The organism is Aeromonas popoffii (genome assembly GCF_000820025.1).
Classification (GTDB): domain Bacteria; phylum Pseudomonadota; class Gammaproteobacteria; order Enterobacterales; family Aeromonadaceae; genus Aeromonas; species Aeromonas popoffii.
In genome coordinates this window covers 42,410-58,941 of record NZ_CDBI01000034.1, presented here as the reverse complement: position 1 = coordinate 58,941, position 16,532 = coordinate 42,410, and the positions used below count along the sequence as shown (strand labels likewise).

At 56.7% G+C, this 16,532-nt stretch carries 8 protein-coding genes; 1 reads left to right on the top strand and 7 read right to left on the bottom strand.

All coding sequences use genetic code 11. The annotated features are described in order from the left end of the window. From BN1129_RS24170 to mnmL, 7 genes are all read right to left on the bottom strand, one after another. On the bottom strand, positions 1-2,240 hold a 2,240-nt coding region (locus BN1129_RS24170), incomplete at its 3' end, for a retention module-containing protein (RefSeq protein WP_244463026.1). 187 nt (positions 2,241-2,427) lie between these two features. Then, on the bottom strand, positions 2,428-4,353 hold the full coding sequence (locus BN1129_RS07325; protein WP_042035570.1) for an EAL domain-containing protein: 1,926 nt from the start codon (positions 4,351-4,353) through the stop codon (positions 2,428-2,430). A gap of 3 nt (positions 4,354-4,356) precedes the next feature. Continuing rightward, on the bottom strand, positions 4,357-5,106 hold the full coding sequence (locus tag BN1129_RS07320) for a transglutaminase-like cysteine peptidase (protein WP_042035569.1): 750 nt from the start codon (positions 5,104-5,106) through the stop codon (positions 4,357-4,359). Positions 5,107-5,226: 120 nt separating this feature from the next. Beyond that, the gene (locus BN1129_RS07315) at positions 5,227-6,546 is read right to left on the bottom strand and encodes a TolC family outer membrane protein (RefSeq protein ID WP_042035568.1); all 1,320 of its coding nucleotides are present in this window, start codon (positions 6,544-6,546) and stop codon (positions 5,227-5,229) included. Positions 6,547-6,581: 35 nt separating this feature from the next. Beyond that, positions 6,582-8,000, bottom strand: coding sequence for an HlyD family type I secretion periplasmic adaptor subunit (locus BN1129_RS07310; protein ID WP_042035567.1), 1,419 nt, complete (start codon positions 7,998-8,000; stop codon positions 6,582-6,584). Next, a complete protein-coding gene (locus BN1129_RS07305; RefSeq protein WP_042035565.1) occupies positions 7,993-10,137 on the bottom strand; it encodes a type I secretion system permease/ATPase in 2,145 nt (714 codons plus the stop codon). The genes BN1129_RS07310 and BN1129_RS07305 overlap by 8 nt, the downstream gene beginning before the upstream one ends. A gap of 391 nt (positions 10,138-10,528) precedes the next feature. Continuing rightward, positions 10,529-11,464: a tRNA modification radical SAM protein MnmL/YtqA gene (gene mnmL, locus BN1129_RS07300; RefSeq protein ID WP_042035563.1), complete on the bottom strand. Its 936-nt coding sequence runs from the start codon at positions 11,462-11,464 to the stop codon at positions 10,529-10,531. A 600-nt stretch (positions 11,465-12,064) separates the two neighbouring features. Between mnmL and gltB the strand changes: the two genes are divergently transcribed. Next, a complete protein-coding gene (gltB, locus tag BN1129_RS07295) occupies positions 12,065-16,522 on the top strand; it encodes a glutamate synthase large subunit (protein WP_042035562.1) in 4,458 nt (1,485 codons plus the stop codon). The last annotated feature ends 10 nt before the right edge of the window (positions 16,523-16,532 follow it).

The following is a 16,532-nucleotide window of genomic DNA, read 5'->3' as shown; positions in this document are numbered from 1 at the left end:
ACCACCGCGTTGATGGTGACACTCGGGCCGTCATCTTCAAACCGGAACACCCCGCCAGCGCCCACATCAATAGCAGCACTGGCGCTGTCGCCATCGGCATCCGTCACGGTTTGCACCAGGGTCAGTACCCCGCTGTCCAGACTCAGCCCCACACTGTCATCCGCATTGCCGCTGTCGCCGTGCCAGACATTGTCCAGCAGGGCAAGCGTCACTTCACCTGTACCCGGGTTGATGGTCAGCGTGAAGTAATCCACCCCACCGGCACTGCCGGTGATGACGTTACCCACCTGGTTCAGCACGATGGCCTCACCCTGCCCAGCAGGGGCCTGCGGGTCCACCGCAAACAGGCCACTGGCCACGTTGCTGCCCGTGAGTGCCAGGCTATAACCAATCGTGCCCGCCCCATCGGCCCCGAAGGCCGGGGTGAACTGGGCCTGCACGGTGGCAGCACTCAGACTGGCACTGGCGACGCCATCACTGCCCGCACCGCCCAGCGCGGCCAGGCTTTCATCCACAAACACACGGCCCACACCTTCGGATCCAGAGGTGAACGTGACACTCGGTACATCATCCAGGATCACCACATCCAAACTGGCACTGACGCTATCACCATCAGTGTCTACCAGTACCACACCGAAACTCTCACCCAGAACCGTATCATTGGCAGGCTTGGTGTGATTTTCGCTATCACTCAGGGTGTAGCTGTAATTAACGCTGCCTGACCCGGTAACGGGGTTGTAATTAATGCCTGTCACGACCAGCTCATTACCCGATGGGCTGGTAATCACCTGAGGGAACACCGTAATAGCTTGCCCATTACTGATCAGTGTGACACCGCCCAGAGTCAAACTCTGTACGCCATCAGCCGCATTGAATGTGAACAGGCCACTTTGTGTGAGAGCGGTTGCATCCGGATTGCTGCCATCTGCCAAAGCCGCTTCATCTAGTGTCAGCTCACCGCCTTCCAGCTGCAGACCAGCCAACTCAACAGGCTCATCAACCGGAGTGATGGAAATAGAGAGAGTGGACTGAACCGTGATGGTGCCGTCTGTGACGATATAGTTCACTGTCGGAACCGGCCCATCGTAATTAGGTGCCGGCGTGAACAAATAGCTGCCATCAGCATTGACCAACAGGGTCCCCACCCCAGTCAGGGTTACTGGTGTGCTCAATGAAGGATTGATGATAGAGCCCCAGCTAAACCCGGTCACAGACGAAGCCTGCGGCCCATCATTGTCAATGGTATTGGCCAACAAGTTGCCAGATATAACGGTGTCTTCTGTCACAACAACACTCTCGTTCTGATCGGAGAGATCATTGGCAGGAGTAATTGTCAGTTCCAGTGTGGACTGAACCGTGTCAGTACCATCAGTATCGACATAGGTGGCAGGAGGTACAGCGCCATCATAATTGGGGGCTGGTGTGAAGGTGAAACTGCCGTCAGCGTTAATGACGAGGCTGCCGACACCATCAATTGTGACAGTGGTACCTGCAGCAACGTTGACGTTATCCCCCCAGCTGAAGAGCAGCACAGACGCCGCATCAGGGCCATCCGTATTGACTGTGTTGGTGAGAACATTACCATTCAGTACCCCATCTTCGGGCACGGTAAGCTGCTCACCTTGATCCGCCAGTTCGTTGGCCAGCAGTGGTTCTGCCAACTGCCGAGTGTCAACAACAGGCTCGGTCTGGTAAGTGGTATCAAACCCGGCTACGGCAATCGTTGCATCACCGATTCTATCGATGATGACAAAGCCGCCATTACCACTTGCGCCAGCGACCCCACCGATCCCACCGCCGCCCGCAGCAGGCGCCCCACCGGCAGCAGCTGCCTCAAAGTTTTGGGTCGGGTCTACCCCTTGCAAGATCGATTGTTGCAATGCGGCAATATCGGGAGAGGTCGCACTCCCTGCATCCGAAGCTTGTGGCTGTCCCGGTACCTGAGCATCCGGGGCGGCTGCATCTGGGGTGCCAGATGCAGGAGAATCGTCATAGGGGGCAAGTACCAGCTTGGCATCATCTGCAATATTGAGCTTGGCGCCGGGCTGGAGGATTTCCCCCCTCTGCAGAGGGCGACTGCTACCATCGACCAGCAATATTTGAACGTTGCCTTCAACAGAAGAAACCACCACGGTTTTGTCGATTACTTGGGTACGCATATCCATTGCTCCAACATGACAGATCTTGATGTCTACACCATAGATGCCTGTCCGCCTCGCTTCCGTTGCAAAAATGTACAAGATGGGGTGAAACCGGAAGCAATGCTGAGCATTAAATCGAAGGATCTTTTTTTATATTGTTGAATCATTCACTTGGGAGGGATTCAAGTAAAGCCAAGCAAGGCTCATCAACTAAAAATCTTAATACTTATTTTTCATTCGCATAAAAAAAGGGTCCTTAACGGACCCCATTTTTGATGCTGATGGCTCAGGACAAAGGAAATGCAGGGTGTACGAAACCCTGATAACCATCGATATGCAACTTAGAGAGCAACTCGACCTGATGCTGATCCTCAACACGGGTTGCAATGGTAGTCACACCCGCATTGTGAGCGGCGCGGCAAACTGCGGCCAGGAAGGAGGTATCGGCCCCCGTTTCCATGACCTGACTGGTATAACCATGGTCAACCTTGACATAGGCTGGCGCCAGCTCCTCGAGATAACCCAGAGACTGGAAGTGGCGACCATAATGATCAACGCCCCACTGGAACCCATGTTCCTGCAAGGTATTCACCAAGGTGATCACATGCCCCTTGTGCTTCATGATGGCGGCCTCAGGTATCTCAAACAGCAACCTGTCCTTCAATTCGACGTGAGTCGACAGATACCCGGTCAACCAAGTCAAAAACTCATCAGAACAGAGAGAGCCAGCCGTGATATTGATGGCCAGCACCAGATCTGATTGCCGTTCAAACAGGGGCACGCAGGCATCCAGTACCGCCTGATCAAACTCACTGCCCAGCTTGAACTGCTCAATGGCTGGCAAGAATTGGCCGGCAAAGTAGTCGGTACCGTCGCGTGAAATAGAGGCAAACAACTCGGCATGCAGTCGTACCCCATTGTCGAAGCGGCAAGCTGGCTGGGCCTTAAAGCGCCACAAGTGCCGAGCAATGGCATCTTGCACCAGATCGCGCCAGGCCAGACGCCCCATCAAGCTCTGATCGGTACCGCCTTCCATCACAACGGCGCCACGGCGCTCATTGCGCGCCTTGCCCAAGGCATTGTCGGCCTTGGTCAGCAAGACCGACAGATCGTCATTACCGTCACGCCCCGCAATACCGATGACGGAGAGGGCATCTCCTTCACCCATCGGATTAACGACCAGGTCGGCAATTCGGCTGTTGATCACCTCCGCCAGGTCTTTCAACTGGGTCAGATCGTCGGTTGGACAAAGCAGCGCATATTCAGTGGCAGAAATCCGCGCCAGAGCCGCGCCATCCCACCCCTTCAACTGATCTTTCAAGGTCTGGGCGATGGACTTGACCATGTTGTCCCGCGCGGCAAAACCCTCTTCGCGGTACAAATCATCAAGCATATCGACCGCCACCAGCATGACACCGCCTTGTCCTGCTTCGGCAATCCATGCATTGACCTGACCGACAAAATAGGCACGGTTACCCAAGCCGGAGACGGCGTCCACATAGACACGCTCCCGCAATTGCACGGCCTCTTCCGCTTGCACTTTAAACTGCAGCGCCAACTTGCTGGAGAGGGTGTTGATGGCCTGTACCACCTGTTTCAACTCGTGGGTTTTGGGCTCTGGAATGGCGTGACCGAAATGGTGAAGCTCGATCTCCACCGCCTGCTCGCAAATCTGCTTGAGTGGCTTGAGCAGATAATTCAGTGCCCTCATCAGTAAAATGGTGGTGATTAAAAAACCGATCAGGAACCAGCTTGCCAGTTCGCTCATACCCCGCCACAGCTCGTAATAGGCTTGTCCTGGGTGGCCCACCACTTTCAGTTTGCCCAGTTGCAGCCAGCCGGATGTCAGAATTGACTCGTTGGATACTTCGGGAAACAAACCCAAGCCGATAAACCACTGTGGTACGCCCTGAATGTTGCTGGTGTTCTCTTGCTCGATGACATCTTTGGACGCCAGCAAATCCAATCGGATCAACTGATAATAGCCGCCATCAAATATGGCCTGGATGACCGATTCAGCTCCCACCTTGTCACCGTTTTCCAAATACGGGGTCAGCGCCAACCCGAGCGAGGTTGCGGTATTGATGACGGTGGTCTCCTGCTGCTGAGCCAGATAGGTTCGGGTCGAATTGAACTGCACCCAATAGGTAGCTGCAAACAACAAACCGAACAGGATCAACATGGTTGCCAATAATTGTCTGTAGAGCGTCATAGGTTAATCATCCAAATTCACCACAGGCCGAGCCAATCGCCCGGAAGTCATGCGATTGCGTAAATCACTCCATAATCCCAAGCGTGACGACTGCCCGGCCAGTTCCCCTTGACCACGCGCCTTCATCAACCACAAGTGACTACCGTTAAAGCTGTATATCGGCACCAGATCCGTGCGTTGGCTGGCAGGACGGATCGATCCGATCAAATTATCCAAAATCACAGGTTCGGAGGAAGGGGTGTCATAGTAGGCAACAACCATATGAAACTGGTTATAATCCAACGCCTTGACATATACCATCCGCATTTTCTCATCGGGAATACCAAGCTCCAGCAGGGTGAAGTATTTTGAAATGCTGAAGTCTTCGCAATCACCACCGGCCGCCCCCAGAAACTCCAGCGGGGTAGCCCAGTAATCTTTCTTGCGCCACAACTTGATGTCATCAATGAAGCGCATCTGGTTGAAAAACTGGTTTACCTTCTCCAGTTTCTGGCGCTCTGTCAGTCCGGCATCACGATTCTGCATGACCAGCGTACGCCAGCTTGTCACCCGCTTGCCTGCCCTGGCCCCATAGGTTTCCTCGGCGCGCTGAACCAGCTTGAGGTCTTCGGGTGTCAAGGGTTGACTGGCAGAGAGGATGAGCGGAAGCAAAACCAGCAACCACCACAGTGAGTAACGCAGCCAGCGAGCGCGCAACCCCAAGGCTGACGCCCTGCTAAAACCGCTTGCCTTCCACCACACCGTCACACTCATCCCATGGGCATCCAATGACTGTCACTGCACCGATCAAGCATTAGAGCATTAGAGACAAGGGATGGTAGCAGCAAAGCGCGACCATCCCTTTCACTCGCATCAAACCTGATGCGTTGTCCATTAGCGTTTGGCTTGCCAGTCGGCCGGCTGCTGCACGTTAAACGCGTTGAGCAGGCTACCTGTGGCGTTGAGGATACGATAGTCAGCCAACAGAGCGTCATACTCGGCGGTAATGTAGGTTCGGCGCGCCTCAAAGAGTTCGTTTTCGGTGTTCAACACGTCCAGCAAGGTACGCTGGCCCAGGCCAAACTGTTTCTTGTACGCCTGTACAGTGTCGTAGCTGGCGTCAACATGCTCTTTCAGAGAGGTCTTTTGCCTAGCCAGCGACTCTTTCGCGTTCCAAGCCAGACGAGTGCCTTCCTCTACTTGGCGGAACGCATTCAGATGAATGTCTTTCGCCTGAGAGTAGAGCGCAGATGTTGCATTGCTCTCTGCCACATCAGAACCGCCACGGAACAGGTTGTAACGCATCCGTACCATGGCGGTCAGATCATCGTTACGCCCTTTGACTGAATCGATATCCTCATTCCAGTTCTGATCTACCTCAAATGTCACATTGGGATAGAAACCGGATCTGGCGCCTTCATGCTGATACTTGGCTGCTTCGATATCCTGCAGGGAGGAGAGCAGGGTCGGGTGCACTTCGGTGGCCGTTTTCAATGCGGCATCCAGACTGGCGGGAATAAGCGCCCCATTGGGAACTGGTTGCACCAGATCCTTTGGCATCTCGTTAACGACGCGAATGAATTCGCTCTCCGCATCGCGATAGTTGTTCTCGGCGGCAGCCTCATTGGCATAGGCTCTGGCGACACGACCATCGATCTGGGTCTGGTCCGCAGTCGAGCCCAGACCAGAGTCGGTCCGCTTACTGATATCGCTGCGGATCTGCTCATGGGTTTCCAGGTTCTGTTTGGACAACTCCAGGAGCTCCTGCTGGCGCAGCACGTTGAGGTAAACCTCGGCCACCCGCAGCGCTGTGTTCTCTGCCTCGGAGATCATGGCCAGACGCTGAGCGTTGGCTTCGGCATCGGTCCGGGCCACGTTGCTGCTGACATCGAAACCGTCGAAGAGCATCTGGCGCAGACTGATCCCGGCCTCTTTGCGAGTCATGCTGTCATCCACACCAGCACCGCCCGCACGAGTGGTTGGGCTATCGGTCTTTTCATAACCCACACCACCACGCAGATCGATGGTGGGATAATAACCACCTTTGGCGCCATCATGCTGATACAGTCGCGCCTGATAGAGGTCAAAAGCTTCCTTGATTTTCGGATGGGTAGCCAGTGACTGTGCCACTGACTGTTCCAGCGTTTGGGCCAGGGTAAGGCCCGGGAACAGCACGGTGCCACTTACTAACATGGCAACAATCGTCTTCTTCATGGTATCTCCAGTCATGTTGTTTTTAGATTGTTGGCTTATCGTTCTCTCAGTGCAGACTGCCTAGCCCGTAATAGCGGCTTAAGCAAATAGTCTAGGACACTTTTTTTACCAGTAATAATATCTGCACTGGCTAACATACCGGGGATGATGGGAAGTGCATTAAGCTCATCGCCCAAGTAGCTTTTCTCGGTGCGAACTCGCACCAGGTAGAAGGAGTTGCCATCTTCATCCTGGATGGAGTCAGCACTTATCTGTTCAACCTTTCCATGTAATCCTCCATAGATAGTGAAGTCATAGGCAGTGATCTTGACCACGGCGGCCAGCCCTGGTCGCAAGAATGCGATGTCTTTCGGGGACACCTTGGCCTCGACCAGCAAGGTGTCTTCCAACGGCACGATTTCCATCAAATCCATCCCTGGTTGCACCACACCACCCAGGGTATTGATCTTGAGCTTCTTGATAGTGCCTTTGAGCGGCGCAATCACACTGGTCCTATCAACCCGGTCCTGCAACCCGACCTGCCCCTCGGAGAGCTGGCTCAGTTTCCCCTGCCGCTCGTTGAGTTCAGTTTGTGAGTCGGCCCGAAACTTCAACGCTATGTCATTACGCTTGGAAATACTTTCTCTCAGCACTGAGTTGAGTTTGGGAATAATAAGCCGGTTGCTCTCCAGCTCCCCCTGCATCTCGTTGACCTGGCGTTCCAGCTTGATGAGCTCTACCTGGGGGACTATCCCTTCTTTGGCCAGGGGACGACTGATGTTCAACTCCTGCCGGGCCAGATCGACACTGCGTCCGACGGTTCTTATCTTGGCATTGAGCTCGATCAGTTCCTGCTCTTTCTGCTCAATCTGCTGACCGAGTATATAGAGCTGGTTGTTCAGGTTATTGAGTCGCTCATCCTGCACCGATTTTTCACGGGCAGCGTACTCGGCAAACACATTCTCGAATCCATCTGGAAAAGCGATCGGCTGCTTGTCGATGACCACCTGTTCACGCCAGCCCAGATTGGGGTCAGTCTTGACCACAACGCTCAGGATCTCGGCCTTTAGCCGCGCGATATCACCCTTGAGGGTCACCAGCTCTTGCTCACGCTCCCGAAAATCGGAACGGAAACGGGTGTCATCGATTCGCAGCAGCGGCTGCCCCTTCTCAACGATGTCACCCTCCTTGACGAAGATCTCCTTGACGATTCCCCCCTCCAAGTTCTGGATCACCTGCAACTGACGGGATGGGATGACTTTGCCCTGCCCGACCGTCACTTCATCCAGCTCGGCCCAGGCAGCCCAGACGATGGCGCTCATAAAGAACAGGAAGCAGGCCCACAACAATACTCTTGCCCGGGTCGGGGTACTCAGCAGAACGGCAGCAGCGCCATCATCGACAAACTCCAGATGTTCGGGTGCGGGCAGCACTGTATCGGACGGCGACTTTTTGAACAGACCAAATTTAGCCATTGGACGCCTCCTGCACTCGCACCTTGCCTTCCTTCAACTGTTGCAACACTACATCTTTGGGTCCATCTGCCACTATTTGCCCCTGCTCCACGACGATGACCCGCGATGCGACATCAAGCATGGAGGTCTTGTGAGTAATGAGGATCAGGGTGGTTTCCGGTCCCAGTCGTGCCAGCTCATGCTTGACCTGCATCTCTGACTGGTTGTCCATGTTGGAGGTGGGTTCGTCCATCACCAGAATGGGGGGATCATTGAGCAAAGCACGAGCCAGCAGGATCGCCTGACGCTGACCGCCAGAGAGCTGACGTCCCCCTTCTCCTATCTGCCTGTCCAGACCATTCGGGTCACGGTTGGTGAAGTTGGTGACCCCGGCCCGTTTGGCCGCGCGCAGAACCCGCGCATCGTCCACCAGCGGATTACCCAACATGATGTTGTCACGTACCGAGCCAAAAAACAGGGTCACATCCTGGGGGACACAACCGATATTACGCCGGATCACAGACGCGGGCAGTTGATCCAATTCGAACCCGTCGAGACGAACCGAACCATCAGTGGGTCGATAAAGCCCCATAAGAATCTTTTCAAGCGTGGTCTTGCCCGCCCCGATCCGACCTATGATGGCCACCTTCTCACCCGGCTCAATACGCAGATTGATATTGTGCAGCGTGCTTGTCTCCATCCCCGGATACTTGAACGACACATTATCAAATTCGATCCGGCCGGCGATGATAGGGTGATGGATGTACTGCTTACCCTCCTCCTGCTCACCCGGCGTCATCATGATCTTCTCCAGGATCTCCAGCGCGGATTTAGCCTGGTTGTAACGGGTGGAGAGAACCGAGAGTTGCACCATAGGGGCGATAGCGCGGCTGGAGAGCATGACGGCGGCAATCATGCCGCCCATGGTGACCAACCCTTCCGATATCTGATAGACACCGACGATCACCAGGCCCACTGTCACTACCTGCTGGATGTAGCTGGCCAGGGATGACATGGAGTTGGTGATACGGCGCGTCTGCACACCCCAGGTCGATATATGGGATACCGCCTGCTCCCAGCGATGCTGGAACATGCTCTCGGCGCCGAAAATCTTGACGGTCTCCAGCCCGGAAATACTCTCGATCAGGTTGGCGTTTTTCTGGGAAGCGAGCCGCGATCCCTCTTCGATGGACTGTTTGAGCGGCGCCTGGATATAGAAGCTGTAGGCCACCAGGATCAACATGGCGACGATGGGCACCACCACCATGACGCCAGCAAACATCCAGATGATAAAGAGGAAGAAGAGCGCAAAGGGCAGATCGATGAGGGTCGAGACAGTGGCGGAGGTGAAAAACTCCCGCACGGATTCGAACTCCTGCAGGTGTTTGGCAAAGGCACCGGTGGAGGCAGGTCTGGACTCCATCCGCATACCCATTACCTTGGCGAAGATCTTGGCCGACAGCAGCACGTCTGATTTCTTGCCCGCGATATCGATAAAATAGCTGCGCAACTGACGCATCACGAAATCGAAGGTAAACACCACCATGGCCCCCGCCGCCAGTACCCAGAGCGACTCGAACGCCAGGTTGGGGACTATCTTGTCATAGACGTTCATCGTGAACAGCGGGCTGGCCACCGCAAACAGGTTGATCAAGACGGAGGCGATCAGCACATCCCGATAAATGCCACGGGATTCAAACAAGGTACTCCAGAACCAGTGTCCATCACGGGTCTCCAGCACCTTGGGGGAACGATCATCAAACTTGAACTGTTTTTTGACGAAGAAGAGCCTGCCCAGATACTCATCACCCAGGTGGGCTATGCTGAGCCACTCGGCCGCATCCCCTGCTTGAGGAAAAATCACCTTGCCCTGGGTTCTTTCTTCGTTCCACTCCAGCAGTATGCAGGCACCGCCGTTGCGCATCTGCAGCACGCAGGGCAACAACAGGGAGGAGATATCGGCAAGGGGCTGGATCACTTCCCGTGCAGACAGCCCCCCCCGTTCGGCGGCGCGACTGAACAGGTTCGGGGTCAGCAGGCCGGATACCAACGGCAATCCAGTGGTCAGGGCATCCCTGCTGTTGGGTACGCCATAAAAGCGGGTCAGGAAGACCAGGCTCTCCAACAACTCATCAATACGGTTAGTTTCTGCTTGCATAGCATCCTGTCACTGCATGATTAGGCCGACTGTGGTGGTCACACATCGCTGTCCGGCGAACGCGATCTCGTGGAATAAAGAACCCTGACTCCACGGCAAGAGATCAACAGCCTGATTAACGTTAAAACACAGGTAAATGACACTGGATGGCATCGTCAGACCTGAGAGGCATTACGCCCAAAGGCGGTACGGCTTGTTCGGTTCTTAATAGCGACACAAGATGGCGCCATGTCCGGTCTATCCCGCCGGTCCATTGGAAATAATACAAGATCATTGATAATGATTTCTTTTTCAAGCCTAGTCATATTATCAAGGCAACTTTACTGCAACTATACTGCAAAGACTGAATTTCATCTAATAACCCTCTGTTTTTTTGACGAAACTTGATTGATCACGCAATACATCCGGCGAGGGAAAAAGGTCGCCCCAGCCTCTGCCCCTGAGCGCCGGAACGAGCCAGTTCACTAGCAATATTGGCCATGGCTGTCCAGCGATTCTCGCACCAGACAGGCGCCAACAAGGTCGGACGACGAGCCGAGGCCGAGATGCGGTGATAAACCACCTCGGGGGGCGTGTGCTGGATCATGGCCACGGCTGCCTCCACATATTGCTCCAGAGTCAGCACTTCCAGTCGACCCGCCAGCCAGGCCTGGCCGAGGGTACTGCCCTCAACCACATGGAGCGGATGCAGCTTTATCCCCTCCAGGCCCGTCTCCACTATGCGGTGCAATGTATCCAGGCTGTCCATGGGTACTTCACCGGGCAGGCCGACGATCAGGTGGGCACATACCTTGATCCCACGCCGATGAGCTCGCTCGACCGCATCGGCATAGGCCGCGTAGCCATGACCCCGGTTGATGCGATGCAAGGTCTTGTCATTGGCACTCTGCAATCCCAGCTCCAGCCATACCTCGTAGCCACGGGCCTGATAGCTGGCCAGCAAGTCCAGCACAGCATCCGGCACGCAATCGGGCCGGGTGCCGACACACAACCCCACCATGTCGCTGACCGAGAGCGCCTCTTCATACATACGCTGTAGATATTCAACTTCGGCATAGGTGCTGGTATAAGCCTGAAAGTAGGCGAGATAGCGCTTGGCACGGGTCACTTCATCCCGGCGCGCCAGCAGTTGCTGCACCACCGAGAGCTGCTGGGCTGACTCGTCGGCAAAAGAGGAGACATTGCAGAAGGTGCAACCACCGCGGCCCAGGGTGCCATCCCGGTTGGGGCAGGTGAAGGCGCCATGAATGGAGAGTTTGTGGATCTTCTGGCCGTGGCGTTGCTTGAGATCCTGACCGAATGTATTGACGAGTTCGTGTAACTGCATGGCACCTCCGCTAAAGGAGCGTCATTGTACGAGCTTGCGCAAACAGGGCGCTGAGCTGGATCAAGGGAGGCGAGGGTCAGAAAACATATAAATATTCACCAATATTTGGATAAATATTGGCAAGTGGGTAGCTATTGACGCTTTCGAAACACGTCAGCTAAAAAGCGCCCCCAGGTCACAACCGAATAGCAGCACGCTAACCACCTGTTGAACAATGAAATTTTTCTCATAGTCCCGTTGGCGACAAATGCAAGATACAGGGTGCATAATTGTGATCGTCACCGCTCACCGATCGGATAAATTGGTAAAATTACTACAAATCCCCGTCCCCACTGAGTCAACCAACAAACCCCAAGATATCAGTATTAAATCCCGCAAAAACAAAAACAGCCAGAGCAATAGCCAATTCAAGCCCCATATACACCCGCACCCCGACATTTTGTTATGAGTTTGTAATATTGAAAACAGCCGGGATGTCCAATTGACCTTGCCGAAAAATCCCATTAGTTTGGAGATTCGCCACGTCAGGCGGACGGAACCACAAGAGCCAATCGCAATTTATGCAGTTTGCGATGCAAGGCCGAGCAAGGGAGAAATGCAATGTCACTATATGATCCAAAGCTGGAGAGGGATAACTGTGGCTTCGGCCTGTTGGCCCACATGGAAGGTGAAGCCAGCCACAAGCTTGTCCGTCTCGCGATGTCAGCATTGGCTCGCATGCAGCACCGCGGTGGCATCTCCGCCGACGGCAAGACCGGCGATGGCTGCGGTCTGTTGCTACAAAAACCGGACAGCTTCTATCGCGCGATCGCCGAAGAGAGAGGATGGCACCTGGGCCGCAACTATGCCGTCGGCATGCTGTTCCTGAATCCGGACCCCCTGTTGGCCCAGCAGACCCGCGACATCATCGACGAGGAGCTGGAAAGAGAGACCTTGAGTCTGGTGGGTTGGCGCAAAGTGCCCATCGATACCAATGTGCTCGGTCCCATCGCCAAAGCCTCCCTGCCCAGCATTGAACAGGTCTTTGTCAACGCACCACCCGGCTGGGTCGACAAGGATCTCGAGCGCCGCCTCTATATAGTGCGTCGCCGCATCGAGAAGCGCATCAGCGACGACTACTTCTACGTGGTCAGCCTCTCCAACCTGGTCACAGTCTACAAAGGACTGTGTATGCCGGTGGACTTGCCGCGCTTCTATCTGGATCTCGCCGACATTCGCATGCAGGCCGCCATCTGCGTGTTCCACCAGCGTTTCTCCACCAACACCAGCCCGCGCTGGCCGTTGGCGCAGCCATTCCGCTACCTTGCCCACAACGGTGAGATCAACACCATCGCGGGCAATCGCCAGTGGGCCAAGGCGCGCAGCTACAAGTTCGCCACCCCGCTCATTCCGGATCTGCAAGAAGCCGCCCCCTTCGTCAACACCACGGGCTCCGACTCGTCCAGCCTCGACAACATGCTGGATCTGTTTCTGGCCGGTGGTATGGACCTGTTCCGCGCCATGCGCCTGCTGATCCCGCCTGCATGGCAAAAACACCCGAACATGGATGACGACCTGCGCGCCTTCTATGACTTCAACTCCATGCACATGGAGCCCTGGGATGGCCCGGCTGGCATCGTCATGACAGATGGCCGCTACGCCACCTGCGCGCTGGACCGCAACGGCCTGCGTCCGGCACGCTATGTCATCACCAAAGACAAGTTCATCACCCTGGCCTCCGAAGTCGGCACCTGGGATTACACCCCGGACGAGGTGCTGGAGAAGGGCCGGGTCGGCCCGGGCGAGCTGTTCGTGGTGGATACCCGCAACGGCAAGGTGTGGACCAGCTTCGAGATCGATGACGATCTCAAGAGCCGTCACACCTACAAGCAGTGGATGGACAAGCATTGCAAACGGCTGGTGCCGTTCGAACAGATGGATGATGCCAGCACAGGTGCCCGCGAGCTCTCGGACGATCAGCTCAAGACCTATCAGAAGCTGTTCGGCTACTCCTACGAGGAGCTGGATCAGATCATCCGCGTGCTGGGCGAGAACGGCCAGGAGGCGGTGGGTTCCATGGGGGATGACACCCCGATGGCAGTGCTCTCCTCCAGCCAGCGCACCCTGTATGACTACTTCCGCCAGATGTTCGCCCAGGTGACCAACCCGCCCATCGATCCCCTGCGGGAAAACCACGTCATGTCGCTGGCCACCTGTATCGGTCGCGAACAGAACGTCTTCAACGAGACCTTCGGCCACGCCCACAGGGTGCTGTTCCAGTCACCGATCCTGCTCTATTCCGACTTCCATCAGCTGCTGGCGCTGGAAGGGGAGCACTATCGTCATGCGGTGCTGAGCCTCAACTACCAGCCCGAAGAGGGGCTGCAAGGGGCGCTGGAGCGGCTGTGCAACGACGCCGCCGACAAGGCGCGTGGCGGTACTGTTCTGCTGATCCTGTCGGATCGGGACGTCAGTGCCAATACCCTGCCCATTCCTGCCGCCATGGCGGTGGGCGCGGTACAGCGCACCCTGGTAGACCACAACCTGCGCTGCGACGCCAACATTCTGGTGGAAACCGCCAGCTGTCGCGATCCGCACCACTTCTCGGTATTGCTGGGCTTTGGCGCCACCGCCATCTACCCCTACCTCGCCTACGAGACGCTGGCCAAACAGGTCGAGGAAGGCGTGCTCAAGATGAGCCTGCGCCAGGCCATGCTCAACTACCGCAACGGCATCAACAAGGGGCTCTACAAGGTGATGTCCAAGATGGGCATCAGCACGATCGCCAGCTACCGCTGCTCCCAGCTGTTTGAAGCCGTTGGCCTCTCCAGCGCGGTGGTCGCCATGTGCTTCCGGGGCGTCTCCAGCCGTATTCAGGGCGCCGATTTTGCCGACATACAGCAGGATCAGCTCAACCTGGCTCGTCAGGCCTGGTTGCAACGCAAGGCCCTCACCCAGGGCGGCCTGCTCAAGTTTGTCCACGGCGGCGAGTACCACACCTACAACCCGGACGTGGTACAGACCCTGCAAACCGCGGTGCGCTCCGGCAACTATGCCGATTACAAGGAGTACGCGCGGCTCGTGAACGAGCGCCCTGTCTCCACCCTGCGCGATCTGCTCGCCCTGAAGACGGTCGACAACCCGGTCGCGCTGGATCAAGTGGAGCCTGCGACCGAACTGTTCCCCCGCTTCGACTCCGCCGCCATGTCCATCGGCGCCCTGGGGCCTGAGGCCCACGAGGCACTGGCGGTCGCCATGAACCGGCTCGGCGGCAAGAGCAACTCGGGCGAGGGTGGCGAAGATCCCAAGCGTTTCGGTACCGAGAAAAACTCCCGCATCAAGCAGGTGGCCTCGGGGCGCTTCGGCGTCACCCCCCACTACCTGATGAACGCGGACGTGGTACAGATCAAGGTGGCCCAGGGCGCCAAACCCGGCGAAGGGGGTCAGCTGCCCGGTGACAAGGTCACGGCCCAGATCGCCAAGCTGCGTTATTCCGTGCCCGGTGTCACCCTGATCTCGCCGCCGCCGCACCATGACATCTACTCCATCGAGGATCTGGCCCAGCTTATTTTTGACATCAAGCAGATCAACCCGGACTGCCTGGTGTCGGTCAAGCTGGTCTCCGAGCCCGGCGTCGGCACCATCGCCTGCGGTGTGGCCAAAGCCTATGCCGACTTCATCACCGTCTCGGGTTATGACGGCGGCACCGGCGCCAGCCCGCTGAGTTCGGTCAAATATGCCGGTTCTCCCTGGGAGCTGGGCCTGGCCGAAACCCAGCAGGCCCTGGTGGCCAACGGCTTGCGCCACAAGGTGCGGTTGCAGGTGGATGGCGGTCTCAAAACCGGTCTGGACATCATCAAGGCGGCCATCCTCGGCGCCGAGAGCTTCGGCTTCGGCACAGGCCCCATGGTGGCGCTCGGTTGCAAATACCTGCGCATCTGCCACCTGAACAACTGCGCCACCGGCGTCGCCACCCAGGATGAGAAGCTGCGCCGCGAGCACTTTACCGGCCTGCCGGAGATGGTGATGAACTACTTCCAGTTCATCGCACAAGAGACGCGCGAGCTGATGGCCCAGCTGGGTGTGACCCAGCTGACGGATCTCATCGGTCGCACCGATTTGCTGCAGGCCCTGCCAGGGCTCACCGCCCGTCAGGCCAAGCTGGATCTCTCCGGCATACTGGCGAGCCCGGTGGCACCGGCAGGTTCCAGCCTGTTCAGCCAGCAGCACAACCCCACCTTCGACAAGGGTCCGCTCAACCTCAAGATGGTGGAAGACCTGCTGGCGGCGGTCGAGCACAAGTCTGGCGGCGAATTCCGCTATGACATCCGCAACACGGATCGCTCCGTGGGCGCCCGCCTCTCCGGCGAGATCGTGAAACGCCACGGCAACCAGGGCATGGCGGCCGATCCGGTACGGATTCACTTCAACGGCACCGCAGGCCAGAGCTTCGGCGTCTGGAACGCGGGGGGCCTCGAGATGATACTCACAGGCGATGCCAACGACTACGTGGGCAAGGGCATGACAGGCGGCAAGCTGGTAGTCAAACCCCACGTCGGCGTGGCGTTCAAGTCCCACGAGGCGGCCATCATAGGCAACACCTGCCTCTACGGCGCCACTGGCGGCAAACTCTACGCCGCAGGCACTGCTGGCGAGCGTTTCGCAGTGCGCAACTCCGGTGCCCTGGCGGTGGTCGAGGGGATTGGCGACAACGGCTGTGAATATATGACTGGCGGTATCGTCACCATACTCGGCGCCACCGGCGTCAACTTCGCGGCGGGCATGACCGGCGGTTTTGCCTACGTGCTGGACGAGTGCGGCAATTTCGCCAAGCGCACCAACCCCGAACTGGTGGAACTGCTGGACGTGGCAGACCTCGCCATCCATCAGGAGCACCTGCGCGGCATCATCACGGCGCACCTCAATGAGACCGGCAGCTCACGCGCCGAGGAGATCCTGGCCCATTTCGACACCTATGTGCCCAAGTTCAGGCTGATCAAACCCAAGTCCAGCGACGTCAAATCCCTGCTTGGCCACACCAGCCGTTCCAGTGCAGAACTCAGAATCCAGGCGCAATAAGGAGGGAACC